At 61.8% G+C, this 23567-nt stretch carries 23 protein-coding genes; 8 read left to right on the top strand and 15 right to left on the bottom strand.

The window, feature by feature from the left end:
- Positions 1-142 precede the first annotated feature (142 nt).
- The 8 genes from hpnD to dapC form a co-directional block, all read right to left on the bottom strand.
- On the bottom strand, positions 143-976 hold the full coding sequence (gene hpnD, locus FGKAn22_RS07735; protein WP_212785077.1) for a presqualene diphosphate synthase HpnD: 834 nt from the start codon (positions 974-976) through the stop codon (positions 143-145).
- A gap of 6 nt (positions 977-982) precedes the next feature.
- Entirely contained in the window at positions 983-1795 is an 813-nt protein-coding gene (gene hpnC, locus FGKAn22_RS07730; protein ID WP_212785076.1) for a squalene synthase HpnC, read from the bottom strand.
- On the bottom strand, positions 1796-2713 hold the full coding sequence (gene prmB, locus FGKAn22_RS07725; protein ID WP_246487366.1) for a 50S ribosomal protein L3 N(5)-glutamine methyltransferase: 918 nt from the start codon (positions 2711-2713) through the stop codon (positions 1796-1798). It lies immediately after the preceding gene.
- A gap of 19 nt (positions 2714-2732) precedes the next feature.
- Entirely contained in the window at positions 2733-3866 is a 1134-nt protein-coding gene (gene dapE, locus FGKAn22_RS07720) for a succinyl-diaminopimelate desuccinylase (RefSeq protein ID WP_212785075.1), read from the bottom strand.
- Positions 3867-3877: 11 nt separating this feature from the next.
- Positions 3878-4225, bottom strand: a complete 348-nt coding sequence (locus FGKAn22_RS07715) for an ArsC family reductase (RefSeq protein ID WP_212785074.1) — start codon at positions 4223-4225, stop codon at positions 3878-3880.
- Complete coding sequence (locus FGKAn22_RS07710; RefSeq protein WP_212785073.1) at positions 4222-5391, bottom strand: PilT/PilU family type 4a pilus ATPase; 1170 nt, start codon at positions 5389-5391, stop codon at positions 4222-4224. Before FGKAn22_RS07710 ends, FGKAn22_RS07715 begins: the two co-directional genes overlap by 4 nt.
- A 108-nt stretch (positions 5392-5499) precedes the next feature.
- Positions 5500-6321: a 2,3,4,5-tetrahydropyridine-2,6-dicarboxylate N-succinyltransferase gene (gene dapD, locus FGKAn22_RS07705; protein WP_212785072.1), complete on the bottom strand. Its 822-nt coding sequence runs from the start codon at positions 6319-6321 to the stop codon at positions 5500-5502.
- Between the two features lie 18 nt (positions 6322-6339).
- On the bottom strand, positions 6340-7533 hold the full coding sequence (gene dapC / locus FGKAn22_RS07700) for a succinyldiaminopimelate transaminase (protein ID WP_212785071.1): 1194 nt from the start codon (positions 7531-7533) through the stop codon (positions 6340-6342).
- 64 nt (positions 7534-7597) lie between these two features.
- Between dapC and FGKAn22_RS07695 the strand changes: the two genes are divergently transcribed.
- From FGKAn22_RS07695 to FGKAn22_RS07680, 4 genes are read left to right on the top strand one after another with little or no spacing between them, the layout of a single operon-like run.
- Positions 7598-8491 (top strand): DMT family transporter, encoded by an 894-nt coding sequence (locus FGKAn22_RS07695; protein ID WP_212785070.1) that lies wholly within the window; start codon positions 7598-7600, stop codon positions 8489-8491.
- A 6-nt stretch (positions 8492-8497) separates the two neighbouring features.
- Positions 8498-8890: a SirB2 family protein gene (locus FGKAn22_RS07690; RefSeq protein WP_212785069.1), complete on the top strand. Its 393-nt coding sequence runs from the start codon at positions 8498-8500 to the stop codon at positions 8888-8890.
- Position 8891: 1 nt separating this feature from the next.
- Positions 8892-9794: a cupin domain-containing protein gene (locus FGKAn22_RS07685; RefSeq protein WP_212785068.1), complete on the top strand. Its 903-nt coding sequence runs from the start codon at positions 8892-8894 to the stop codon at positions 9792-9794.
- The gene (locus FGKAn22_RS07680; RefSeq protein WP_212785067.1) at positions 9791-11026 is read left to right on the top strand and encodes a TIGR03862 family flavoprotein; all 1236 of its coding nucleotides are present in this window, start codon (positions 9791-9793) and stop codon (positions 11024-11026) included. The genes FGKAn22_RS07685 and FGKAn22_RS07680 overlap by 4 nt, the downstream gene beginning before the upstream one ends.
- Before the next feature lie 52 nt (positions 11027-11078).
- Here the strand turns inward: FGKAn22_RS07680 and FGKAn22_RS07675 are convergent, their stop codons facing one another.
- Together FGKAn22_RS07675 and FGKAn22_RS07670 are read right to left on the bottom strand one after the other, a co-directional pair.
- Positions 11079-11474, bottom strand: coding sequence for a hypothetical protein (locus FGKAn22_RS07675; protein ID WP_212785066.1), 396 nt, complete (start codon positions 11472-11474; stop codon positions 11079-11081).
- A gap of 68 nt (positions 11475-11542) precedes the next feature.
- Positions 11543-12592, bottom strand: coding sequence for a class I fructose-bisphosphate aldolase (locus tag FGKAn22_RS07670; RefSeq protein ID WP_212785065.1), 1050 nt, complete (start codon positions 12590-12592; stop codon positions 11543-11545).
- Between the two features lie 121 nt (positions 12593-12713).
- Between FGKAn22_RS07670 and purT the strand changes: the two genes are divergently transcribed.
- Both purT and FGKAn22_RS07660 read left to right on the top strand, forming a co-directional pair.
- Positions 12714-13922 (top strand): formate-dependent phosphoribosylglycinamide formyltransferase, encoded by a 1209-nt coding sequence (purT, locus tag FGKAn22_RS07665; RefSeq protein WP_212785064.1) that lies wholly within the window; start codon positions 12714-12716, stop codon positions 13920-13922.
- A complete protein-coding gene (locus tag FGKAn22_RS07660; RefSeq protein WP_212785062.1) occupies positions 13922-14299 on the top strand; it encodes a VOC family protein in 378 nt (125 codons plus the stop codon). Before purT ends, FGKAn22_RS07660 begins: the two co-directional genes overlap by 1 nt.
- Here FGKAn22_RS07660 and glgP read toward each other — a convergent pair.
- Together glgP and FGKAn22_RS07650 are read right to left on the bottom strand one after the other, a co-directional pair.
- On the bottom strand, positions 14283-16805 hold the full coding sequence (gene glgP, locus FGKAn22_RS07655; RefSeq protein WP_212785060.1) for an alpha-glucan family phosphorylase: 2523 nt from the start codon (positions 16803-16805) through the stop codon (positions 14283-14285). The genes FGKAn22_RS07660 and glgP overlap by 17 nt on opposite strands.
- 125 nt (positions 16806-16930) lie before the next feature.
- The gene (locus tag FGKAn22_RS07650; protein WP_212785058.1) at positions 16931-17965 is read right to left on the bottom strand and encodes an NADP(H)-dependent aldo-keto reductase; all 1035 of its coding nucleotides are present in this window, start codon (positions 17963-17965) and stop codon (positions 16931-16933) included.
- A 103-nt stretch (positions 17966-18068) separates the two neighbouring features.
- Here FGKAn22_RS07650 and FGKAn22_RS07645 point away from each other — a divergent pair, with 103 nt between their 5' ends.
- Positions 18069-18857, top strand: coding sequence for a DODA-type extradiol aromatic ring-opening family dioxygenase (locus FGKAn22_RS07645; RefSeq protein ID WP_343214979.1), 789 nt, complete (start codon positions 18069-18071; stop codon positions 18855-18857).
- A 45-nt stretch (positions 18858-18902) separates the two neighbouring features.
- On the opposite strand, the gene FGKAn22_RS07640 is transcribed toward FGKAn22_RS07645, so the two are convergent.
- On the bottom strand, positions 18903-19622 hold the full coding sequence (locus FGKAn22_RS07640; RefSeq protein WP_212785056.1) for a ZIP family metal transporter: 720 nt from the start codon (positions 19620-19622) through the stop codon (positions 18903-18905).
- A 92-nt stretch (positions 19623-19714) separates the two neighbouring features.
- Positions 19715-20755, bottom strand: coding sequence for a tRNA 2-selenouridine(34) synthase MnmH (gene mnmH, locus FGKAn22_RS07635; RefSeq protein ID WP_212785054.1), 1041 nt, complete (start codon positions 20753-20755; stop codon positions 19715-19717).
- A 14-nt stretch (positions 20756-20769) separates the two neighbouring features.
- Here mnmH and selD point away from each other — a divergent pair, with 14 nt between their 5' ends.
- A complete protein-coding gene (gene selD, locus FGKAn22_RS07630) occupies positions 20770-21816 on the top strand; it encodes a selenide, water dikinase SelD (protein ID WP_212785052.1) in 1047 nt (348 codons plus the stop codon).
- A gap of 64 nt (positions 21817-21880) precedes the next feature.
- Here the strand turns inward: selD and fliD are convergent, their stop codons facing one another.
- The gene (fliD, locus tag FGKAn22_RS07625) at positions 21881-23395 is read right to left on the bottom strand and encodes a flagellar filament capping protein FliD (RefSeq protein ID WP_212785050.1); all 1515 of its coding nucleotides are present in this window, start codon (positions 23393-23395) and stop codon (positions 21881-21883) included.
- Positions 23396-23567 lie beyond the last annotated feature (172 nt).

The raw sequence follows: 23567 nt of genomic DNA, 5'->3' as shown, positions 1-23567 counted from the left end.
GGGAACCTCGAAAAACCGTAGCGAGCGGCTTGAGTGCAAGGCGCACGGAGCGCAGCAACCGAGACATACCCTGTGGGTAGGCGAGGTTGCGAGCACCGCGCAACGCCGCAATCGAGTCGCGCAGTAGGTTTTCCGAGGTTTCTCAGTTCTTCAGCCATGCCTTGAAGGCTAGCCACAGCTTATAGGTCGGCGTGAGCGACACGCGTTCTTTCAGCACGTGGCAGCCGCTGCATACGACCTCGTTCAGCGTGGCCTGGTAGATCTCGGCCATGATGAGTCCAACGCGCTGTGCCTTGCGGTCTACGGCGGGCAGATGCTCGAATGCCTGCTGGTAGTAGCGCTTCGCGCGCTCAACTTGGAATGCCATGAGCTTGTGGAAGTTCTCTGTTTCGCGCGCGTTGAGGATGTCGCTCGCGGGAACGCCGAACTCCTGCAGCTCGTCCATCGGCAGGTAGATGCGGTTGCGCCGCGCATCCTCGCCGACGTCGCGAATGATGTTGGTCAGCTGGAAGGCGATGCCGAGGTCGTGCGCGTACTTCAGCGTCTGGCGGTCGGTGTAGCCGAAGATCTCGGCCGACAGCAGGCCGACCACCGAGGCGACGCGGTAGCAATACAGTTGCAGCGCCTTGAAGTCGGGGTAGCGCGGCTGGTCGAGATCCATCTCCATGCCGTCGATGATCTCCAGCAGGTGTTCCTGAGAGAGATTGAACTGCTGCACGATCGGGACCAGAGCCTGTGCGACAGGGTGCTGTGGCTTGCCTCCGTAGATGGCGGCGACTTCGCCGCGCCACCAGTTGAGCGTGGTACGCGCGACGTTCGCGTCCGAGCACTCGTCCACCACGTCATCCACCTCGCGGCAGAAGGCATACAGCACGGTCATGGCCTGCCGTTTCTCTCTGGGCAGGAAACGGAAGCTGCTGGTGAAGCTGGAGCCGCTGGAGGCTGCTTTGTCTACGCAGTACTGGTAAGGATTCATTGCTGTTCAGAAGGGGGCTGATTTCGCCAGCATGATAACCCAGTCGAATGGGCGCAACACCGGGCGGCGGTTGAACATGTCGTAGTCAGCGGCTTCGATCTTGTCGAGGATACGCAATCCGCCCGCGATGATCATGCGCATCTCCAGGCCGATGCGTCCGGTCAGGATGGTGCCGAGCGGTTTGCCGTACAGCATCATCTCGCGCGCGCGTTGTACCTCGAGCCGCATCAACGCACGCCAGTTGTCGTCGACGATGCCCTGCGCGATCTGTGATTCGCTCACCTTGTGCACAGCCAGATCGTCCTGCGGCAGGTAGACACGGGCTATGGCCCAGTCTTTCGATACATCCTGCCAGAAGTTGATCAGTTGCAGCGAGGTGCAGATGGCATCGGAGTAGGCGAGATTGACCGGTGTGGCTTCCCCGTATAAGTGCAGCAGAAGGTTACCCACCGGGTTGGCAGAGCGGCGGCAGTAGTCGAGCAACTCGTCGAAGTTCGCGTAGCGCTTCTTCATCACGTCCTGCGAGAAGGCATCGAGCAAGTCGTACAACGGTTGCATCGGAAGACCGTGTTCGCGAATCTCGGCGGCGAGGTTTTCGAATAGCGCGGTTCGTGGCACCTCATGCGCTTCGATGCGTTTCAGTTTGGCGCGGAATTCATCCAGTTGCTTCAGGCGCTCTTCATCGGAAAGTTCGCCTTCGTCCGCGATGTCGTCCGCTGCGCGCGCAAAGTGGTAGATCGCCGCCACCGGCTTGCGCAGCCGCTTGGGCATGAGGATGGAGGCGACGGGGAAGTTTTCGTAATGCTCGATGGACGACATTTAGAGCAAATCGTTGCGGTGCAGCATGAATACGAACTGGTCGCCCGCGCTGACGTCCAGCCAGGTGAATGGCAGGTCGGGGTAGGCGGCTTCGAGCACCTCTCGGTTGTGGCCGATCTCGACCACCAGTATCCCGTTTTCGGTGAGGTGTTCGGCGGCGTGCTTCAGGATGACGCGCGTGGCATCCAGCCCGTCGTGGCCGCTGCCCAGCGACAGCTTGGGCTCGTGCAGGAATTCCCGTGGCAATGCTGCAACCGATTCGGCGTCGACGTAGGGCGGGTTGCTGATGATGATGTCGTATTGCTTGCCGCCGAGCTTGGCGAATAGGTCGGATTCGACCAGGTGCACGCGGTCCTGCAACTCGTAATCGGCGACGTTGCGCTGTGCGACGGCCAGCGCGTCCGCCGACAGGTCCACCGCGTCGATCTCTGCGAACGGGAAGGCATGCGCGGCGAGGATGGCGAGGCAGCCGCTGCCGGTGCACATATCGAGCACGCTGCCTATCTCTTCCGGTTCGGCGATCCACGGCGAGAACTGGTTGCGAAGCAGTTCGGCGATGAATGAGCGCGGTACGATGACGCGTTCGTCGACATAGAAGCTGAAGTCGCCGAGGAAGGCCTCGTTGGTCAGGTAAGCGGCCGGGATGCGCTGCTCGACGCGACGCTGGATGATGCTCATCACCTCGCTGCGCTCGTTGTCGGTCAGGCGAGCATCCAGGAACGGTTCGAGTCGGTCCAGCGGCAGGTGCAGCGTGTGCAGGATCAGGTAGGCCGCCTCGTCATAGGCCTCGCTGCTGCCGTGGCCAAAGAACAGCCCGCCCTGCTTGAAGCGGCTCACCGCAAAGCGCAGCCAGTCGCGAACGGTATGTAGGTGCTGTATCGCACCGGAAAAATAATCGCTAGTTTGTGTTTTCATCATCAGTCGCCTCCGCGGTACTTCATTCGGCCAGCAGCTTGCACAGGGTGAGGTAATAGATTTCCGACAACGCATCGAGATCGGCCACCGACACGCACTCGTTGATTTTGTGGATCGTCGCGTTGAGCGGGCCGAGCTCGATCACCTGGGGGCAGATGTCGGCGATGAAGCGCCCGTCGGAAGTGCCGCCGCTGGTGGAGAGTTCGGTCTCGATGCCCTGCACCTGCTTGATGGCCGAGGCTACCGCATCGACCAGGTCGCCGCGCGGGGTGAGGTAGGGCTTGCCCGAGGATTTCTCCCATTGCAGGTCATATTCCAGCCCGTGCTGGTCGAGGATGGCATGGACACGCTGCTTCAGACTGTCCACCGTGCTCGCGGTGGAATGGCGGAAGTTGAACAGGACCTCTACCGTGCCGGGCACGACGTTGGTGGCACCCGTGCCGCCATGGATGTTGGATATCTGCCAGGAGGTCGGGGGGAAATATTCGTTGCCCTCGTCCCATACCGTCGCGGCCAGTTCGGCGATGGCGGGCGCGGCCATGTGGATGGGGTTCTTCACCAGGTGAGGGTAGGCGATATGGCCCTGCACGCCCTTGACGGTCAGTGTGCCGGAGAGCGAGCCGCGCCGCCCATTTTTGATGGTGTCGCCGGTCTTGCTGACCGAAGTGGGCTCGCCGACGATGCAGTAATCCAGTTTTTCGTCGCGGTCCTGCAACGTTTCGACCACGCGCACAGTGCCGTCCACCGCGATGCCTTCCTCGTCCGAGGTGAGCAGCAGGGCGATGCTGCCCTTGTGCTGTGGATATTCGGCGACGAACTTCTCGATGGCGGTGACGAAGGCGGCGAGCGAGCCCTTCATGTCCGAAGCTCCGCGTCCGTACAGCATGCCGTCGCGTACCGCAGGGGTGAACGGGTCGCTGTCCCACTTGTTGACGGGGCCGGTCGGCACCACGTCGGTGTGCCCGGCGAAGCAGACCACGGGCGAAGCATTGCCGCGCCGCGCCCACAGGTTGTCCACTTCGCTATGGCGCATCATCTCCAGGCTGAAATCCAGCGGCGCGAGGCGTGCGCCGATGATGTCGATGCAGCCGTCATCCATCGGCGTGAGCGAATGGCGCGAGATGAGTTGTTTGGTTAACTCGAGGGTGTCGCTCATTTTTGTCTTGTTCAAAAATCCAGATTTTTGTAATCGGTTTCGTTGAATCCGGTCGCCAGCACCTTGCCTTTGTGCTCCAGCACCGGACGTTTGATGACGTTGGGCTTTTCCAGCATCAGGGCCAGTGCGGAAGCATCGTCCTTGATCGAGGCTTTCACCTCGTCGGGCAATTGCCCCCAGGTCGGGCCGGTCTTCTTCAGCAGTTTCTGCCAGCCGACCTGCTTGAGCCAGCCGGACAGCATGGTTTCGGTGACGCCGAGTTTCTTGAAGTCGTGAAATTCGTAATCGATGCCGTGCGCTTCCAGCGAGGCGCGTGCCTTTTTGACGGTTCCGCAGTTGGGGATACCGTACAGCTTCATTTCTGCTCGTCCAGATTGAGCTTGATGCCGCTGAAATCAGAATGCGGCTGGGGTTCCTGCGGCGAGACCCTGGCGGGGTCGAATACCGGCACCTTCATGGTGCTGGTGCGCTCGGAGAAGTCGATCAGCGAGGCCAGGTTGCTGGCCGAGTCGGCGTTGCGCATCGCTTCCTCCTTGGTAATCTGGCCGGTCTTGAACAGCTTGTATAGGGCCTGCTCGAAGGTCTGAGAGCCGGCGGACACGCTCTTCTCGATGGCCTCGCGGATCTTCTCGATCTCGTCGCTCTTGATCATGTCGGCGATCAGCGAAGTATTCAGCAGTACTTCCACTGCGGGCACCTGCTTGCCATGCACGTTGCGTACCAGGCGCTGCGAGATCACGGCGCGCAGGCACATCGACAGGTCGGACAACACGCCCAGGCGCGACTCGTAGGGGAAGAAGTTAACGATGCGGTTCAGCGCATGGTAGCTGTTGTTGGCGTGCAGCGTAGTCAGGCACAGGTGGCCGGTCTGCGCGAAGATCAGCGCGTGCTTGAGCGTCTCGCGGTCGCGCACTTCGCCGATCATCAGCACATCCGGCGCTTCGCGCATGCCGCTGGCGAGTGCCTTCTCATAGCCCTGTGTATCGGTACCGATCTCGCGCTGGTTTACGATGGATTTGCCATGTTGAAAGATGTATTCGATCGGGTCCTCGATGGTCAGGATGTGGCCGGTCTGCGTGCTGCTGCGATGCTGGATCATCGAGGCGAGCGTGGTGGACTTGCCGGAACCGGTCGCGCCGACCACCAGCACCAGGCCGCGCTTTTCCATGATCAGCTCTTTCAGCACGCTGGGCAGATGCAGGTCTTCGACCTTGTCGATCTGGCCCTTGACGTAGCGCACCACGATGGCGATGTCGCCGCGCTGGCGGAAGATGTTGACGCGGAAGCTGCCGATGCCGTCGAAACGGAACGAGAAGTTCATCTCCATCTCGGCCTCGAATACAGCGATGCGCTTTGGCGACATCAGCTCGTAGGCGATGCGCTTGATGATCTCCGCATCCAGTATCTGGGCATTCACCGGCATGGTGATGCCGTCGATCTTGATGTTGACCGGCGCGCCGACCGAGAAGAACAGGTCGGAGGCTTGCTTGTCGGCGGCCAGTTGCAGCAACGGAGTGATGATCATCGTGTTCCCCTCAACATCAAATAAAGAATCCGGGATTCAGGACGCCGGGCTTGGGATCGGAATCGGGTATTAAGCCCGATTCCTGCATTCCGGGCCCGATTCCCCGGGTTAAATGCCTCGTAGCAATTCGTTGATGCCGACCTTGCCCAGGGTCTTCGCATCGACCTTCTTCACGATTACCGCGCAGTACAGGCTATAGCTGCCGTCCTTGGAGGGCAGGCTGCCGCTCACCACGACGGAACCTGCGGGAACGCGGCCGTAGTGCACCTCGCCGGTCTCGCGGTCGTAGATCTTGGTGCTCTGGCCGATGAAAACGCCCATCGAGATCACCGCGCCGTCTTCCACGATCACGCCTTCGACGATCTCGGAACGCGCGCCGATGAAGCAGTTGTCGCCGATGATGGTCGGGTTGGCCTGCACCGGTTCCAGCACGCCGCCGATGCCGACGCCGCCGGACAGGTGCACGTTCTTGCCGATCTGGGCGCAGGAGCCGACGGTCGCCCAGGTGTCCACCATGGTGCCTTCATCGACATACGCGCCGATGTTCACGTAGGAAGGCATCAGCACCACGTTCTTGGCGATGTATGCGCCCTTGCGCGCTGCGGCCGGAGGCACCACGCGGAAACCGCCTTCGCGGAAATCGCGGCTGTTGTAGTCGGCGAACTTGGACGGCACCTTGTCATAGTAGTTGGTGAAGCCGCCCTTGATGAAGGCGTTGTCTTCGAGGCGGAACGACAGCAGCACGGCCTTCTTCAGCCACTGGTGGGTGACCCAGTCGCCATCGATCTTTTCGGCGACGCGCAGCTTGCCTTGGTCGAGCTGGGTGATGACGGTGTCGACCGCTTCCTTGAGCTGTGCGTCAGCATTGCGCGGGGTGATCTCGGCGCGGCGTTCAAAGGCTTGTTCGATGATTTGCTGCAATTGATTCATGATGGTTTCCAGTCGAGTTTAGTTGAGCGATGAAACGAAACGGGCGATGCGCTGCGCGGCCTCCACGGTCTCTGCTACGTTGGCGACCAGCGCCAGGCGCACGAAATTCTCTCCGGGATTTACCCCTTGCGCAGTGCGGGCAAGATAACTGCCCGGCAAAACGGTCACATTATAGTCGCGATACAGGGCCTGCGCGAAGGCGGTGTCGGCGATGGGCGTGCGTATCCAGAGGTAGAAGCCGGCATCCGGCAGCGTAACCGGCAGTACCGGTTTCAGTATGTCGACCACCTGCGCGAACTTCTCGGCATACAGGCGGCGGTTCTCCGCAACATGAGCTTCGTCGTTCCAGGCCGCGATGCTGGCGGCCTGGATCACCGGGTTCATCGCCGAACCGTGATAGGTGCGGTACAGCGCGAATTTTTCGAGCACCCTGGCATCGCCCGCGACGAAACCGGAGCGCATGCCCGGCACATTGGAGCGCTTCGACAGGCTGGAGAACACCACCAGGTTGCGATAATCGCTACGCCCCAGTTGCTGTGCGGCTTGCAGTGCGCTCAACGGCTTTTTCTCGCCAAAATAGATCTCCGAGTAACACTCGTCCGAGGCGATGACGAAACCGTAGCGGTCGCTCATCTCGAACAGCGTCTTCCATTCCTGCATCGGCATCACGCGTCCGGTCGGGTTGCCCGGTGAACACACGTAGATCAGTTGCGTGCGTTGCCAGACCTCATCCGGCAGTTGCGCGAAGTTCAGCGCATAGTTGTCTTCCGGCAGATTGTTGAGGAAGTAGGGCGTCGCACCCGCGAGCAGCGCCGCGCCTTCATAGATCTGGTAGAAGGGGTTGGGGCAGACCACGGAGGGACTGTTCTTGCTGCGGTCGATCACCGTCTGCGCGAAGGCGAACAGCGCCTCGCGGCTGCCGTTCACCGGCAACACCTGGGTCTTCGCATCGGGCAGGGGGATGCCGTAGCGCCTGCCCAGCCACTCGGAGATGGTGTTGCGCAGCGCGTCGCTGCCTGCGGTTGTGGGATAATTCGCCAGACCGTCGAGATTGGCGGTCAGCGCGTCCTTGATGAACTGCGGCGTGGCATGCTTCGGCTCGCCGATGGACAGGCTGATGGGCCGGTAATCCGGGTTCGCTTGCACTTCGCGGAACAGCGCGGCGAGTTTCTGGAACGGGTAGGGCTGGAGTTTCTGTAGATCCGGATTCATCTGCGGTCTCTTTAAATCTGCGGTATGGCGCGAAATAACAGCGTGCATTATAAAGGGCGGACTAGTGCCATCAAAACAAAATCTGTTCACGTTCGCGGGCGTGTTGAGCGGTTCGCTGGTGTGGGGGCTGATCTGGTTTCCCTATCGTGCGCTGCAGGATGCCGGCATCTCCGGCCCGCTGGCGACGCTGATCACCTATGTGATGGCGATCCTGTTCGGCGCGTTCATGCTGCCGCGCGTCTGGCGCGAGCGGCATCGCGCGGGCTGGTGGCCGCTGTGGCTGTTGCTGAGCGCGGGCTGGACCAACTTCGGCTTCGTGCTGGGGATGCTCGGCGGCGAGGTGATGCGCGTGCTGCTGCTGTTCTATCTCGCCCCGCTGTGGACGATATTGTTCTCCTACTGGCTGCTCGGCGAGCGCCTCAACCATTACGGCTATCTCGTCATGGCGCTGTCGTTCGGTGGCGCCATGGTCATGCTGTGGGAGCCGCAGCTCGGCCTGCCGCTGCCGCAGAACCTTGCTGAATGGAGCGGCCTGTCAGCTGGCGTGGCTTTTGCGTTGTCCAACGTGGTGGCGCGCCGCGCGGCCCATATGAGCCTGGAACTCAAGACAACCAGTGTCTGGTTCGGCACGGCATTGCTGACCGTGCCGTTGCTGTGGTGGCAAGGAGGTGTTGCCGGGCAGCTCCAGATCATTGGTGCCCAGCAATGGCTGATTCTCGGTGCGCTGGGGCTGACGATCTGTGCGACCAGCTATGCGGTTCAATACAGTATCGCCCATCTGGACGCCAACCGCGCCATCATCCTGTTTCTCTCTGAACTGGTGTTCGCTGCGGTTTCCTCGTATCTGCTCGCCGGCGAAGTGATGGAACTGCGGGACTGGATAGGCGCGCTGCTGATCGTGTCCGCCACCTTACTGTCCGGGAAGCTGCATGAGCCGGAAAGGGTACACCGGGACTGAGAACCTATGGAAGCCGTCCTGCTCAAACACCTGCACATCAGCTGCGTCGCGCTGAGTTACTCGCTGTTCTTCGTGCGCGGCGTGTGGATGTTGCGCGGCACGCTGGCACAGCAAGGGCGCTGGGTGAGGATCGTTCCGCACGTGATCGACAGCGTATTGCTTGGTAGCGCGGTGGCGTTGGCCGTACAGCTTGGCATCTCGCCCATGAGTGCGCCGTGGCTGCTCGCCAAGATCGTGGCACTGCTGCTGTATATCGCGCTCGGCGCGGTTGCACTGAAGAGAGGCACGACGCAGCGTATTCGCCTCGCTGCATGGCTGGCCGCGCAGGCGGTATTCTTTTACATAGTGAGCGTGGCCGTGACGCACGATCCGGCACCATGGCATGCAATGGGAGACTGATATGACGAACTTGCTCGGCGGCGCTGCCGCCCCCGGTTTCGATGACCCTCTGGAAATGCTGGAGGCCTGTCACGGCCGCATACAGTCGCAATGCGCGACGTTGACCAAACTGCTGACCTACCTGCCTAAACACGGCTGCGACTTGCAGGCGCAACAGGCGGCGCAGGCCATCCTGCGCTATTTCGACACGGCCGGGCAATACCATCATGAGGACGAGGAGTGCGACCTGTTTCCCTGTCTGTGCGAAACATCCAGTATGGAGGCCCGCGAACTGGTGGCATGCCTGCTCGAGGAGCACAAGGGCATGGAGGCGGCGTGGCAGCGCCTGCGCCCTATGCTGCTCGCCATTGCGGACGGCCAGTCGGCCGAACTGGATGCGGCTGTGGCGCAACATTTCATCGACGTGTATGACCGCCACATCGAGCAGGAGAATGGCGAATTGCTGCCGCTCGCCGAGCGCCTCCTGTCCGCTGCGCAACTGAAGACGTTGGGGCAGAACATGGCGGCACGACGCGGCGTGACGATCAGCCCGGTTCATGCCAAGCCCGCGCTCGTCGCCTTCGCCGATGCCGTCGGTACGCCTGCCTACGACCATCCCAAACCGGAGCGGCTGGTGAAGGGCAATCCCTTGCGCACTACCTGGGAGCACTACTGCAATGCCACCGGCGAAGTTTCCAGCGGCGTGTGGGCGTGCGAACCGGGTGCGTGGCGCATCGTATTCGACGAATGCAGCGACGAGTATTTTTACGTGCAGGAAGGCCGTATCCGCATCACCGACACCGATGGCAATGCGCGCGAATTCGGCCCCGGTGATGCCTGCGTGATCCCGGCGGGATTCACCGGTACCTTCGAAGTGCTGGAGCCGGTGAAGAAACATTACGTGATGGTCAAGCGCAAGGCATGACCGAATCCCATCTGAATACCTTGCCCGTTGCCGTCATCGGCGGCGGGCCGGCCGGGCTAATGGCAGCGGAGGTGCTCACGCAGCAGGGGGTGAATGTGGAGCTCTATGACGCCATGCCCAGCGTGGGCCGCAAGTTCCTGATGGCGGGCAAGGGCGGTATGAACATCACCCATGCCGAGCCGCTGGAAAACCTGTTGTCGCGCTACGGCAGCCGTCGCGGGCAGCTTGAGCCGCTGGTGCGCGCGTTTTCTCCTCAGACGTTGCGCGAGTGGATGCTCAGCCTCGGCATTGAGAGTTTCACCGGTAGTTCCGGGCGCGTGTTCCCTACCGGCATGAAGGCCGCGCCGCTGCTGCGCGCCTGGCTGCACCGGTTGCGCGAGCTGGGCGTGCGCTTTCATGTGAGGCATCGCTGGCTGGGCTGGAATGCCGAAGGCGCGCTGCGCTTCGATACGCCTCACGGTGAGATCGGCGTATCGAAGCACAGCGCGGTGGTGCTGGCGCTGGGCGGCGGCAGCTGGCCGCAACTCGGCTCGAATGGCGCGTGGCTGCCGATGCTGGCGCAGCGCGGCGTTGCCGTAGCATCCCTGCGTCCAGCCAACTGCGGCTTCGAGGTGGCGTGGAGCCCGTACTTCCGCAGCCACTATGCCGGCGAACCGCTGAAATCCGTCGCCGCTTTGTGCGCCGGCGTCGCGGCGCAACGCGGCGAGTGCGTCATCACCGAACACGGCATCGAGGGTGGGCTGATCTATGCATTGTCCGCCGCACTGCGCGACGAGATCGAACGCGCGGGCCATGCCACGCTGCAACTCGACCTGCTGCCGGACTGGACGCTGCAGCGGGTATTGGACGAGGTGGCGCATCCGCGCGGCTCGCGCTCGCTCTCCAGCCACCTGCAGAGCCGCCTCGGACTCAAGGGCGCGAAGGCCAATCTGCTGCGCGAAGTGCTGGGTGTGGACGGGATGAACGATCCCGTTCGTCTCGCGGAAGCCATTAAGGCGCTACCGCTGAAGCTGGTTGCTCCACGCCCGCTGGATGAGGCGATCAGCAGCGCGGGCGGCGTAGCCTTCGATGCGCTCGATGAAAACCTGATGCTGCGCGAACTGCCCGGCGTGTTCTGCGCGGGCGAGATGCTGGACTGGGAAGCGCCGACCGGCGGCTATCTGCTCACGGGCTGTTTCGCGAGCGGCAGGGCGGCGGGGCAGGGCGTGCTGGATTGGCTGAAGGGAAAATAGGCTGCGCTGATTCAACTCGGCCCGCTTCGGCGGAATGCCAGGGCGCCTTGGGTCAGCGACCGCCGCGGGGTTCCATGCCACCTCCCGGACCCATCATCCCACTACCAGGGCCCATTCCGCCTCCCGGTCCCATGCCTCCATCACCAGCGGGCGGCTCGTCGGGCAGTGTTACGCCACGCTGTTTAGCGCGCTCTTTCATGCGCTCGTGATGCTCCTTCCGGATCTGTTCGCGCTCCTCGGCGGTTTTCGCGGCGCGCATTCTGGCGTGATATTCGGCGCGCTCCTGCCGGGTCATCATCTGGCTGCCGTAGATCCGCTCCTTCTTTTGTGTTTGAGTCTGTTTCTGAACCTGAACCTGAGCCTGTTCCTGAGTCGCCGCCCATGCTCCCCCAATGGACAGGGATAGGGCCATTGCCAATGCGGATGCCATTACTGTTCGTTTCATCATAATTAACTCCTTCTAATTGATGTTTAACCGATTAAAGGTTGGGCTTCTTCCGTTTGCAAAACGCGACACTACGCCACGGTCACATCTTTCGACGCATATACGTCCTGGATCGCATTCAGCAACGCCACACCTTCCAGCATCGGCTTCTGGAACGCCTTGCGCCCGGAGATCAGTCCCATGCCACCGGCGCGTTTGTTGATGACGGCGGTGCGCACGGCCTGGTGCAGGTCGTCCTTGCCGGATTCGCCGCCGGAGTTGATCATGCCGACGCGACCCATGTAGCAGTTCGCCACCTGGTAGCGCACCAGGTCGATGGGGTGGTCGGTGGTGAGTTCGTTGTACACCCTGGGGCTGGTCTTGCCGAACTTGATGGCGTTGTAGCCGCCGTTGTTCTCGGCCATCTTCTGTTTCACGATGTCGGCGTTGATGGTCACGGCGAGATGGTTGGCCTGGCCGGTGAGGTCGGCCGACACGTGGTAATCCTTGTCGGCGGTCTTGAACGCGGGGTTGCGCAGATAAGCCCACAGGAAAGTCGCCATGCCGAGGTTATGCGCATGCTCGAACGCCTCCGAGACCTCCAGTATCTGGCGGCGCGATTGTTCGGAACCGTAGAACACTGTCGCGCCGACCGCCACCGCACCCATGTCGAACGCCTGATCCACGCTGGCGAACAGCGTCTGGTCGAATTCGTTGGGGTAGGTGAGCAACTCGTTGTGGTTGATCTTCACGATGAAGGGGATCTTGTGAGCGTAGCGGCGCGCGACCGAACCCAGCACGCCTAGCGTGGAGGCTACGCCGTTGCAGCCGCCTTCGATGGCGAGCCTGACGATGTTCTCGGGGTCGAAATAGATGGGGTTGGGTGCGAACGAGGCGCCGCCGGAATGTTCTACGCCCTGGTCGACCGGCAGGATGGAGAGATAGCCGGTGTTCGCCAGTCGACCATGTCCGTACAGGGCTTGCAGGCTGCGCAGCACGCCGGGTTTGCGGTCTTTCATCGCTACCACGCGATCCACGTAATCCGGCCCCGGCAGGTGCAGCGATTCTTTGTCTATGCCCGAGCATCGATATCCCAGCAAATGCTCCGCTTCATCTCCCAACAATTGCACGATGTTCGTCATGATCCCGCTCCCTGTGGTTGAAATGGCCGGTGCATACTACCCCTATCCCCATGCGAGAAGAATACGTAGTTACCCGCATGTGTATAATTCCGCGCAGTTCAACTTCACCATCTGATACACCATGAAACAGCTCACCATCGGTACCCCCCTCAGCCCCTCCGCCACCAAAGTCATGCTGCTCGGCAGCGGCGAACTCGGCAAGGAAGTCCTCATTGCATTGCAGCGTCTCGGCGTGGAAACCATCGCCGTGGATCGCTATGCTGACGCGCCAGGCCATCAGGTCGCGCACCGCGCGCATGTCATCAATATGGCTGATGGCGCGGCATTGCGCGCACTGATCGAGCAGGAGAAACCCGACTTCATCGTGCCTGAGATCGAAGCCATCGCCACTGACATGCTGGTGCAGATCGAAAAGGAAGGCCTGGCGCGCGTCATCCCGACCGCGCGTGCGACGCAGCTCACCATGAATCGCGAAGGCATCCGCCGCCTCGCCGCCGAGACGCTGGGCTTGCCGACCTCGCCATACAAGTTCGCCGACAGTCTGGAGGAATTGCAGGCGGCCATCGACGGCGGCATCGGTTACCCGTGCGTCGTGAAGCCGGTGATGTCTTCCTCCGGCAAGGGGCAGTCGAAAATCGACGGCCCTGCTGAAGTGAAAGCCGCATGGGACTATGCCGCGAGCGGCAGCCGCGTGAACCAGGGCAGGGTGATCGTCGAGGGCTTCATCGATTTCGATTACGAGATCACCCAGCTCACCGTGCGGGCCATTGGTGCGGACGGCAAGATAGCGACGCATTTCTGCGAGCCCATCGGGCACGTACAGGTGAGCGGCGACTATGTCGAGAGCTGGCAGCCGATGGCGATGACGCCGATGGCCTTGCAGCGCTCGCGCGACATCGCGAAGAAGGTGACTGACGACCTGGGCGGGCAGGGCATCTTCGGCGTCGAACTGTTCGTGAAGGGCGACATGGTGTGGTTCAGCGAGGTCAGCCCGCGCCCGCACGACACCGGCATGGTCACCATGTGCAGCCAGCGCTTCAACGAATTCGAACTGCATGCTCGCGCCATCCTGGGGCTGCCGGTCGATGCCAGCCTGCGCGCACCGGGTGCATCGGCGGTGATCTACGGCCAGATGGACGAGACGGGTATCGCGTTCAAGGGCGTGGACGAAGCCTTGCGCGTGCCGGAATCCGACATCCGCCTGTTCGGCAAGCCCGAGTCGTTCAAGAAACGGCGCATGGGCGTGGCGCTTGCTACAGGCCGCGACACCGACGAGGCGAGGGCGCGCGCGAAGCTGGCGGCAAGCAAAGTGGTTCCCGTCAAAGCCTGATGATCCTGGGCATCCACCACGCCACGTTCCTTACCAGTGACCTCGCAAGATCGCGCGCCTTCTACGAAGGTGTGCTCGGTCTGCGAGCCGATCCGAACCGCCCGCAACTGGGCTTCGAGGGGGTGTGGTACGACGTTGCGCCCAACCAACAAATACATTTGATGCTGCTGCCGAATCCGGAAGCGGGATTGCAACGTCCTGCCCACGGAGGTCGCGACCGTCATGTCGCGCTGGGTGTCGACGACATGGATGACTTGAAGGCGAAACTGGACGAAGCGGGGCTACCCTATACCTTGAGCCAATCGGGACGCCAGGCGCTGTTTTGCCGCGATCCGGACGGCAATGCGCTGGAGTTCGTCGTCACTTGTACCAGGTGATGAAAGCCGCCTCCAGCGGCACCAGTGCCGAGGGATGCGAGGGGACGATGCGCGACGTGTAGTCCGAGGCGGGGCGGTCTTGGGCGACCGTGCCCTCGTACAGGTAGGCGTTGTTCACCCCCAGCAGCGCCGCAGTGCGTGTCAACGGCCGGCGTAACGGTTGCCCGCCGGCCGGATCCTCCGCATAGAGTTCCACACTGACAGCGTCGGGCGGGAGGCCGTCGAGATAGACCTGCACCTGGAAACGGATGCCTTCTGCGATGGCCTCTGCCGTGATATTTCCGAAATACAGCTTGTCCCAGTGTTGTCTCAACAGCGTGTGCCACTCCTCGATACCGGCGGCGAGCGCGGCGTTGTCGTCATGGCGCTGTTTGCAGGTTTCCGCCATCGGCACGTAGAAACGTTCGGTATATTCCCGCAACATGCGGTTGCTCGAGAACTGCGCCGACAGTTGCGCCATGCTTTCGCGCATGCGAGCGATCCATTCGTGCGGCAGGCCGTTCACGTCCCGCCGGTAGAAGCTCGGCACGACCTCTTCCTCGAGCAGACGGTAGAGTTGTTCGGCTTCCGCCGCATCCCAGGCGGCGGTATCGTGGTGCTCCTGACGGTCGCCCAGTGCCCAGCCAAGTTCGGGCCGGTAGGCCTCGGCCCACCAGCCGTCCAGTTCGGACAAGTTGAGCCCGCCGTTGACCAGTACCTTCATGCCGCTGGTGCCGCTCGCCTCCCACGGACGGCGAGGGGTATTGATCCAGATGTCCACACCCTGCACCATCTCAGCGGCGACCACCAGGTTGTAGTCCTCCATGAACACCACACGGCCTTGCAGCTCCGGTTGGCGCAGGTAGTCGGTCCACTCGCGGATCATGCGTTTGCCCTCGCTGTCTTGCGGATGCGCCTTGCCGGCGATGACGAGCTGTACCGGACGGTCGCGGCTGGTCAGCAAACGGGTGAGGCGCTGCGGGTCGTGCAGCAGGAGGTTGGTGCGCTTGTAGCCGGTGAAGCGCCGGGCAAAACCCAGCGTCAGGAAATCGGGAGCCAGTCCCTTGGTTTGTTCGTGCAATCCTTCGTGGTTGTCGTTCTGGCGAACGAGGCGAGGATTCAGGAATTCGACCAGCGCGTGGCGGCCCTGGCAGCGGAAGTCCCACAACGCCTGGTCGTCCACGCAGCGCAGGGCGCTTTCGATGGTCTCCAGTGTGCCCAGCCAGCGCATCTTGCCGCAGGCGTTGGTCCACAGCGTGTCCGCCACGGCGGAATCCCACGTTGCCGCATGTACGCCATTGGTCACGTACGCGACCGGCACTTCCGCCGTTGGCCAGCGCGGGAACAGCGGCTGGAAGATGTGGCGGCTGACCCTGCCGTGCAACCGGCTCACGCCGTTGACGGCCCCCGCGCCGCGGAACGCTAGATAGGCCATATTGAAGGGCTCGCCGTGGTCGTAGGCATCGCTGCGCCCCAGCGCTAGCAACTGGTCCTCGGAGATGCCCAGCTGCTTCGCATAATCGCGGAAGTAGCGGAGAAGCAGTTCGGGTGGGAAACGGTCAAAGCCTGCCTCCACCGGCGTGTGCGAGGTGAACAGGTTGCCCGCGCGTGTGGCGCGCAGCGCCACATCGAAAGGCAGTTTGCTGTGGAGCATGAAGCTGTGCGCGCGCTCCAGGATGGCAAAGGCCGCATGCCCTTCGTTGAGATGGCACACCGGGCACTCGATGCCCATTTTTTCCAGCAACCGCCAGCCGCCGATGCCGAGCACTATCTCCTGCTGCAGGCGCATTTCCTGTGCACTTTTCTGGCCGCTGCCGTACAGCTCGCTGGTGATGCCGCGATCGCCCGGATTGTTCAGCGGGTCGTTGCTGTCGAGCAGGAACAGCGAGCGCCTTCCCACCTCGACATGCCAGACGCGCAGGCGCAACAGCCGTCCCGGCAGCTCCACCGTGACGTTGACCCACTCGCCGCTGTCGTCCGTGAGCGGCACCACCGGCAGCATGGTCGGGTCGTTGTAGGGATAGAACTCGATCTGTTCCCCCTGTGCATCCAGCGCCTGGCGGAAGTAGCCCTGCTGATACAGCAGGCCGATACCAACTAACGGCACGCCCAGGTCGCAGGCGGTCTTCATCAGGTCGCCCGCGAGAACTCCCAGCCCGCCCGAATAGATTGGCAGCGACTCGCTCAAGCCGAACTCCATGCTGAAGTAGGCCACGTAGCCCTGAAAGGTGGAGCCGTACTGGGAGGCGAACCAGGTCTCGCCCTGAAAATGTTGTTCCTTCATTTCGAGCTGCTGCCGCAGCGCCTCGATGAATTGCGCATCGGCGGCCAGGTCTTCGAGCCGCTGATCGGAGACGCTTTCGAGAATCAGCCAGGGGTTGCGGGTCTCCTCCCACAGTTGAGGATCGACCGTCCTCCACAGGGTGTCCGTACCGTGGTGCCAGCTCCAGCGCAGATCGAGCGCGAGCGTGGTCAGTCCGGCCAACGGTTCGGGCAGGGCACGCGGGAGATAGTGGGTAATGTGCATGGCGGCTGGCCTCCTTACACAATCGGCGCGCGCCCTTTGGCGGCAACCGGGGATGGCGGCTAAATGACTGGTGCCATCTTATCCGGATTCAAGGCCGCTGCCTCTACGGTGAATCGCTTAGCCGGCTAGGGCGCCGGATTCGGATACAGCTTGTGCACGGCCTCGATCTGCTCCAGCACTTCCTTCGATAGCGTGACCTTCCCGCTGTCCAGATTCTCTTTCAGCTGTTCCAGCGAGGTCGCGCCGAGCAGGACGCTGCTGGTGAACCAGCGGGTGCGCGCGAAGGCGAGGGCCAGCGTTGCGGGACTGAGCCCCGCTTCCTGTGCGATGCGCACGTATTCCTTGGTTGCGGCGGGCACGTTGGGCTTGTTGTAGCGCTGGCCGAAGTTGGGGAACAGCGTGATGCGGCCATGCTCCTTCGGGTCGGCGAGATACTTGCCGGTGAGATGCCCGAAAGCCAGCGGGCTGTAGGCGAGCAGGCCGACGTTGGCGTGATGGCAGATTTCCGCGAGGCCGCTCTCGAAGGTGCGGTTCATCAGGTGGTAGGCATTCTGGATGCTGGCGATCTTCGGCAACCCAAGCTGCTCCGCGCAGCGCACGAATTCGGCGGCGCCCCAGGGTGTTTCGTTGCTGATACCGATGTGCCGTATCTTTCCTGCTTGCACCAGTTCGACCAGCACTTGCAGTTGCTCGGCGATGGGCACGCTGTCGCGTTCCTGTGTCACGTCGTAACTGGTCGCGCCGAACATCGGGACGTACCGGTCCGGCCAGTGGATTTGGTACAGGTCGACATAGTCAGTCTGCAATCGGCGCAAGCTGGCGTCTATGGCCGCATTGACCTGCTCGCGGTTGATACGCGGGCCGTTGCGTATCCACGCGAAGCCGCGTCCCGGACCGGCGATCTTGGTGGCGACGATGAGCTTGTCGCGTTGCTGATGCTTGAGCCAGTTGCCGATATAGCTCTCGGTGCGGTGCACCGTCTCGGCGCGCGGCGCGACCGGGTACATCTCGGCCGTGTCGATGAAGTTCACCCCGCGCGACACGGCATAATCGAGCTGCGCGTGCGCCTCCGTCTCGCTGTTTTGTTCGCCGAAGGTCATCGTGCCGAGGCCCAATGCCGAGATGTGCAAATCGCTTTCGCCCAGTCGTCTGTATTCCATATTTGCTGCTCCTGTTGTTTTGGCCTGCATTTTAGCCGGATGCGTTTCAGCGTGCCGGGTGCTAGGATGAACCCGTGGTTTCATACGCTCAGGAGGTGTTGTGATGATGCCAGTCCTGTTTCTCTCACACGGCGCACCCACGCTGCCGCTCGACGCCGGCGAGACGGGCGCGGCGTGGCGGCGGCTCGGCGAGCGCCTGCCCAAGCCTTCTTCCATCCTGATGATCTCGGCGCACTGGGAAACGTCCGTCCCGACCGTCAGCCGCGCCGTGCGGCCCGAGACCATCCACGACTTCAGCGGCTTCCCCGCCGAGCTCTACCAGTTGCGCTATCCCGCGCCCGGCGCACCCGAGATGGCGCGTGCCGCCGTTGCCGCATTGCAGCAGGCGGGAATTTCTGCGCAGCTGGATGAGTCGCACGGCCTCGATCACGGTGCCTGGGTGCCGCTGAGTTTTTTGTTTCCGCAGGCGAACGTGCCTGTCGCGCAGCTTTCGATCCAGCCGGGCATGGGGCCGGCATGGCATGTCGCGCTGGGCCGCGCGCTGCGGCCGTTGCGAGAACAGGGCATCCTGATCGTCGGCAGCGGCGCCATCACTCACAACTTGCGTGCCATCTTCCGGCATCCGCAGGACGAGCCTGCGCCTGCGTGGGTGACGGAATTCCGCGACTGGGTCGCGTCGAGGATACGGGAGGGAGACCTGCAGGCGCTGCTCGACTACCGCAGCGGCGCGCCGCATGCCGCACAGAACCATCCCACCGACGAGCACCTGCTGCCGCTGTTCGTGGCGCTCGGTGCAGCGGATGACATTAGCAGCGCGCAGCACCTGAATGCCGTGATGACCTTCGGCCTGCTGGCGATGGATGCCTGGTTGTTCGATGCGCCGGTCGAGTGAACCGGCACGCCCCAACCCGGTGAGGGCTGGATAGCGTGTCGGCCCTTATCGCCCCAGCAGTTGAATGCTCCAGAATGCCAGAAATCCGCCGAACAGCACCAGAGTAGAAACCGGTTTTTCCTCGACTTCGTGCGCTTCCATCAGCAATTCTTCGGTGACCAGGTAAAGCAACGCCGCCGCACTGAATGCCAGCGCGCCTCCGATAACCGCATGAGATGCGCCGGCCAGCAACACATTGCCGATCAGTGCGAAGGCCATCACCGTGCCGCCCAGCGCGCCGGAAATGGCGACGATGCGCCAACCGGCTGTCGCTGCGGAAGCCAGCGCCAGGCCTAGGAACAACAGCTCAACCGACAGACCCAGTGCCAGAATGGTGCCGGTCTCGCCGCCGGCGGCGAAGCCCGCACCGATGATGAAACCGTCGGTAGCCACGTCGATGAAGGTGGCCAGCAGCAAGCCGGTGTTTAGTCCGGTAGCCTCGTTTGTCGCCGATGCCCGATGCTCCAGCCGCATCGTCCACAATTTCAACCCGTACATGAACAGGCTGCCCAAAGCGAACGAACCGACCAGAACCAGGCCGGGCGCATGTTCGCGATCAATCTCGGGCAGCAGTTCGACAGCCAGCGCCGCCAATACGACCCCGGCTGCAAAGTGCTGGATCAGGCTGCGCATCTGGTGGTTCGGGTTCCAGACAGAAGCCAGTATGCCGCCGCCAAGGGCGACCAGGGCGGGAATCGCCATGATCAACAAGTCATGAGTGTTCATCGTGATGTGCTGTCGGGAAGATTGGGAAGGATGTGCATCATAAGTCATAAGCACCGGCCGATGAGTTACATCGCCGCAATGCCTGGAAAGTCTTAAGTCTCCAGTCCGTGCGCGACCTCGCACAACGCTGCATGCGACAAGTCGTTCAGCACCAGGGTCTGCCCCGAAGACAGGTTCGCGTAGTGTTTCGACAGCGCGCGGAGGTAGGTGGGGTCGTAGTGCAGCATGAGCAGTTCTTCGACCAGCGCGGGGAAATCCCCGGCGCGGATCAGCCCGCTCCAGTGTTCCAGCTTCTCGCTGCCGTGGAATTGATGCAGTGACTGCAGCTGCGCGATCAGCGCTTCCGGATCGTTGATGTAGTGGAGGTAGTCTTCCTGCAGTCCCGCGACGCGCACGTCCATCGGCGTCTCGAGCAACAGGCAGGCGCTCGCATGCATTGCATCGAACAGCACGGCGGGCAGGGCGATGCTGCCGATCTTTTTGCTTTCCGATTCCACGTACACCGGGCGCGCAGGATCGAATCCGCGCAAGGCCAGCAGCAACTGGCTATCGAACCATTTCTGCGAGGGCTGCGGCTTCTGCGGCAGCTTGCCCAGCACTGAGCCTCGATGCTGCGCCAGCCCCTCGAGGTCCAGCACCTGATGGCCGGTCTCTGCCAGTGCGGCGAGCAATCGGCTCTTGCCCGAGCCGGTCGGGCCGCAGACTACGCGGTAGTTCAGGCTCTGCGGCAGCGTATCGAGTTGTTCCAATACGTCGCGGCGATAGGTCTTGTAGCCGCCTTCCAGCTTGTGTGCGGCCCAGCCCACCTGCGCGAGGATGATGCTCATCGCGCCGCTGCGCTGGCCTCCGCGCCAGCAGTAGATCAGCGGCTTCCAGGACTTCGGGTGACCGTGGAATCGCGTCTCCAGATGGTGCGCGATGTTCTTCGCCACCAGCGCGCCGCCGACCTTGCGCGCCTCGAACGGCGAGACCTGTTTGTACAGCGTGCCGACGGTGATGCGCTCCTCGTCGGACAGCACGGGGCAGTTGATCGCGCCAGGGATATGGTCGTCGGCGAACTCGGACGGCGTACGCACGTCGATAATTTCGTCAAATTCGGCCAGCTGTGATAGGTTCGCGGTTTTGAAAAGCATTGGCGGGTAAGGTAATGAGTGCATCTGAAGTGAAGTTGACCCAATTGTCTCACGGTGGCGGCTGCGGCTGCAAAATAGCGCCGGGACTGCTGCAATCCATCCTCGGCGAAGTGAAGGAAAAGCTGCCGTTCCCCGACCTGATGGTCGGCACCGAGACCAGCGACGACGCGGCGGTGTATCGCCTCAACGACCAGCAGGCGATCATCGCCACCACGGATTTTTTCATGCCCATCGTCGACGATCCGTTCGACTTCGGGCGCATCGCCGCGACCAATGCGCTGTCCGATGTGTACGCGATGGGCGGAACGCCCATCATGGCGCTGGCCATCGTCGGCATGCCGATCAACAAGCTGCCGGTCGAGACCATCCGCTCCATCCTGCAGGGCGGCGAAGCGGTGTGCAAGGCTGCCAACATCCCGCTCGCGGGCGGACATTCCATTGACTCCGTCGAGCCGATCTACGGCCTCGTGGCACTGGGCATCGTCCATCCCGATAAGTTGAAGAAGAACAGCGGCGCGCAGGCCGGCGACATGCTCATCCTCGGCAAGGGCATCGGCGTAGGCGTGCTGGCGGCGGCGTTGAAGAAGGACATGCTCTCCGCCGAAGGCTATGCGCAGATGGTTGCGACCACCACCAAGCTCAATGTAGTGGGCAGCGCGCTGTCCGCGATGGACGGTGTACATGCGCTTACCGACGTCACCGGCTTCGGCCTGCTCGGCCACCTGCTGGAGATCTGCCGAGGCTCGGCGCTGGGCGGGGAAGTGAAGTTCAACCATGTGCCGGTGTTGTCCGAAGCCCTGCCGCTGGCACAACAGGGCATCGGCCCCGGCGCCATCGACCGCAACCTCGCGAGCTATGGGCATGACGTGGACTTCGCCCCGCAAGTGGAGACCTGGAAACAGCGCTTGCTGGCCGATGCGCAGACCAGCGGCGGTCTGCTGGTGAGTGTCGCGCCCGAGGCAGCGGACGAAGTGCTGCGCCGTTTCAGGGAAGCCGGGTTCGAGCAGGCGGCGGTGGTCGGGACGATGCGGCAGGGGGCGGCGAGGGTGGCAGTGAGTTGAGTGTACCGAGGGGCGGGAATGAATAACTGATTTGAGCCTGGCCCCTTTAATTTTTAAAAGACACTCAGGCTTGGTTGCCCGTGTTTAACACGGGAGATGGTTCGTTGTATTGGGTCGCGAGGTTGTTCATCAGCGTTTCAAGCGATGAAACGCCGGGGGTGATGTTCAAGCGGTTCGACTGCCAGGTATTGCTTGAACCGGTTCCCATGCCAACGGGAAATGACATTCCAGATGTTTTCTCCGGAGCCCGGTTGGTCTGAGGCGAAACGCCTTGCATGAACTGATTTACGATGTCCGTAACGATCATCATCGCCAGTTGCTGCGCATACTGGTGTGCGGAAGACTGCAGGTCCTGGATAGAGTTATATTCAATGCTGCTCTCCATTTGCTGGTTATCCTGGATCTTCGTCAACAGCTGATCGATGGTTGATGAGATGCCGCCGCTCGGTTGAAGGACGTTCTGGAGCTGTTTTGAGATCTGGTCGGCGAGGCCGGTTCCATTGTCGGTGAAGAGACGGGCGACGCCTGCCGGATCCTGGGCGTAAACATCCTGAAATACCTTGGCATCGAATGCCAGGGCTCCATCCTGATTGCGCGTGATGCCAATTTGCTCAAGCGAGCCAGTTGATGGGTTCGATCCTGATTTCAGGTCATCTGAAAGCTGATTGCTGAGCGCCGGCAACGTCCGGTCGCCCGACAGTTCCCCTGTCTGGTATGTGGCCAGATCGCTTTGCACACGGTTGTAGGTGTCCACGAATGATTGCACTGCGCTGGTGATTTGCACCATGTCGGTGGCAACGGTGATGGCCGCATCGCCCGTCTTGCCCAGATTGAGCGTAAGTCCTCCCGCTATACCCTTAACCACGTTGCTATAGCCGGTGAACGGTGTGCCGTTTATGCTTCCCAGTGAATCCTGGGCCGCCATGGTTTGTGTCATCGCATTGTTTGTGGCGCCGTTCGAATAGGACAGAAGATGAGTGACGGCTTCATCTCCGCTCCCCCCGATGTTGAAGGCATTCGAGCTGCCACTGGGGCCGTTGAGCACAAGCTGAAAGGCCGAGCCATTGAATGCAACCGAGGCAGAGATGCCGATGTCCGCCTGGTTGATGCTGGCGGCGATCCCCGGCAAGGTATTGTTGCTTTTGTCGATCGTGACACTTTGACTGGCGCCGTTCACGAACTGGAAATTGATCGTCGAAGGAGAGCCGCTGCCAATGGCTGCAGACGGGTTCTGTCGGGCGGCGGATACCAGCGTTTCGCCTTGAGCCAACTGGCTAACCCTGATGTTATATGTACCTGGGGGTGCATTTTTTTGCGCAGATGCGGTGAGGATCGCCGAATCCGTAGATTTTGCACTGTAGAGGGAAAATGCATCGATCCCACTGATTTTTTGTGCCGCCGATTGCAGATTGGACAGATCGCTCTGAATCATTCCGTAATCCGATATCTTGACTTCATAACTTGCCGAGAGCCGGTGCAGTTCATCAATGGAGCGCTGCGCGGCGGCCGACTGGGAATCCAGCTGACTGGTGATTTTCTCTATGTAAGGCTGGTAAACAGAAACACTGGAAACGTTCACGACGGCCTCCAATTTGTTGCCGGTCCTGTGCCTTAGCCAGGAACCGATTGATCAGGGCATGCTTTGGGAAGATATGAACAAATCTCAGTTGCCAGGAATGATGCGAGAATACGGCGTCGTCAGACCCAATGACATTAAGCCAATTGCGTAATTTGTCCTGGGGTAGGTATTA

This window comes from Ferrigenium kumadai, assembly GCF_018324385.1.
Lineage (GTDB): Bacteria > Pseudomonadota > Gammaproteobacteria > Burkholderiales > Gallionellaceae > Gallionella > Gallionella kumadai.
Note: the sequence above shows the minus strand (reverse complement) of the source record. Positions and strands in the feature narration are given on the sequence as shown.

Excerpts from the sequence above, each read along its gene's own strand:
- hpnD (WP_212785077.1), bottom strand. The coding sequence starts at position 976 with ATGAATCCTTACCAGTACTGCGTAGACAAAGCAGCCTCCAGCGGCTCC.
- hpnC (WP_212785076.1), bottom strand. The coding sequence starts at position 1,795 with ATGTCGTCCATCGAGCATTACGAAAACTTCCCCGTCGCCTCCATCCTC.
- prmB (WP_246487366.1), bottom strand. The coding sequence starts at position 2,713 with ATGATGAAAACACAAACTAGCGATTATTTTTCCGGTGCGATACAGCAC.
- dapE (WP_212785075.1), bottom strand. The coding sequence starts at position 3,866 with ATGAGCGACACCCTCGAGTTAACCAAACAACTCATCTCGCGCCATTCG.
- FGKAn22_RS07715 (WP_212785074.1), bottom strand. The coding sequence starts at position 4,225 with ATGAAGCTGTACGGTATCCCCAACTGCGGAACCGTCAAAAAGGCACGC.
- FGKAn22_RS07710 (WP_212785073.1), bottom strand. The coding sequence starts at position 5,391 with ATGATCATCACTCCGTTGCTGCAACTGGCCGCCGACAAGCAAGCCTCC.
- dapD (WP_212785072.1), bottom strand. The coding sequence starts at position 6,321 with ATGAATCAATTGCAGCAAATCATCGAACAAGCCTTTGAACGCCGCGCC.
- dapC (WP_212785071.1), bottom strand. The coding sequence starts at position 7,533 with ATGAATCCGGATCTACAGAAACTCCAGCCCTACCCGTTCCAGAAACTC.
- FGKAn22_RS07690 (WP_212785069.1), top strand. The coding sequence starts at position 8,498 with ATGGAAGCCGTCCTGCTCAAACACCTGCACATCAGCTGCGTCGCGCTG.
- FGKAn22_RS07685 (WP_212785068.1), top strand. The coding sequence starts at position 8,892 with ATGACGAACTTGCTCGGCGGCGCTGCCGCCCCCGGTTTCGATGACCCT.
- FGKAn22_RS07680 (WP_212785067.1), top strand. The coding sequence starts at position 9,791 with ATGACCGAATCCCATCTGAATACCTTGCCCGTTGCCGTCATCGGCGGC.
- FGKAn22_RS07675 (WP_212785066.1), bottom strand. The coding sequence starts at position 11,474 with ATGATGAAACGAACAGTAATGGCATCCGCATTGGCAATGGCCCTATCC.
- FGKAn22_RS07670 (WP_212785065.1), bottom strand. The coding sequence starts at position 12,592 with ATGACGAACATCGTGCAATTGTTGGGAGATGAAGCGGAGCATTTGCTG.
- purT (WP_212785064.1), top strand. The coding sequence starts at position 12,714 with ATGAAACAGCTCACCATCGGTACCCCCCTCAGCCCCTCCGCCACCAAA.
- FGKAn22_RS07660 (WP_212785062.1), top strand. The coding sequence starts at position 13,922 with ATGATCCTGGGCATCCACCACGCCACGTTCCTTACCAGTGACCTCGCA.
- glgP (WP_212785060.1), bottom strand. The coding sequence starts at position 16,805 with ATGCACATTACCCACTATCTCCCGCGTGCCCTGCCCGAACCGTTGGCC.
- FGKAn22_RS07650 (WP_212785058.1), bottom strand. The coding sequence starts at position 17,965 with ATGGAATACAGACGACTGGGCGAAAGCGATTTGCACATCTCGGCATTG.
- FGKAn22_RS07645 (WP_343214979.1), top strand. The coding sequence starts at position 18,069 with ATGATGCCAGTCCTGTTTCTCTCACACGGCGCACCCACGCTGCCGCTC.
- FGKAn22_RS07640 (WP_212785056.1), bottom strand. The coding sequence starts at position 19,622 with ATGAACACTCATGACTTGTTGATCATGGCGATTCCCGCCCTGGTCGCC.
- mnmH (WP_212785054.1), bottom strand. The coding sequence starts at position 20,755 with ATGCTTTTCAAAACCGCGAACCTATCACAGCTGGCCGAATTTGACGAA.
- selD (WP_212785052.1), top strand. The coding sequence starts at position 20,770 with ATGAGTGCATCTGAAGTGAAGTTGACCCAATTGTCTCACGGTGGCGGC.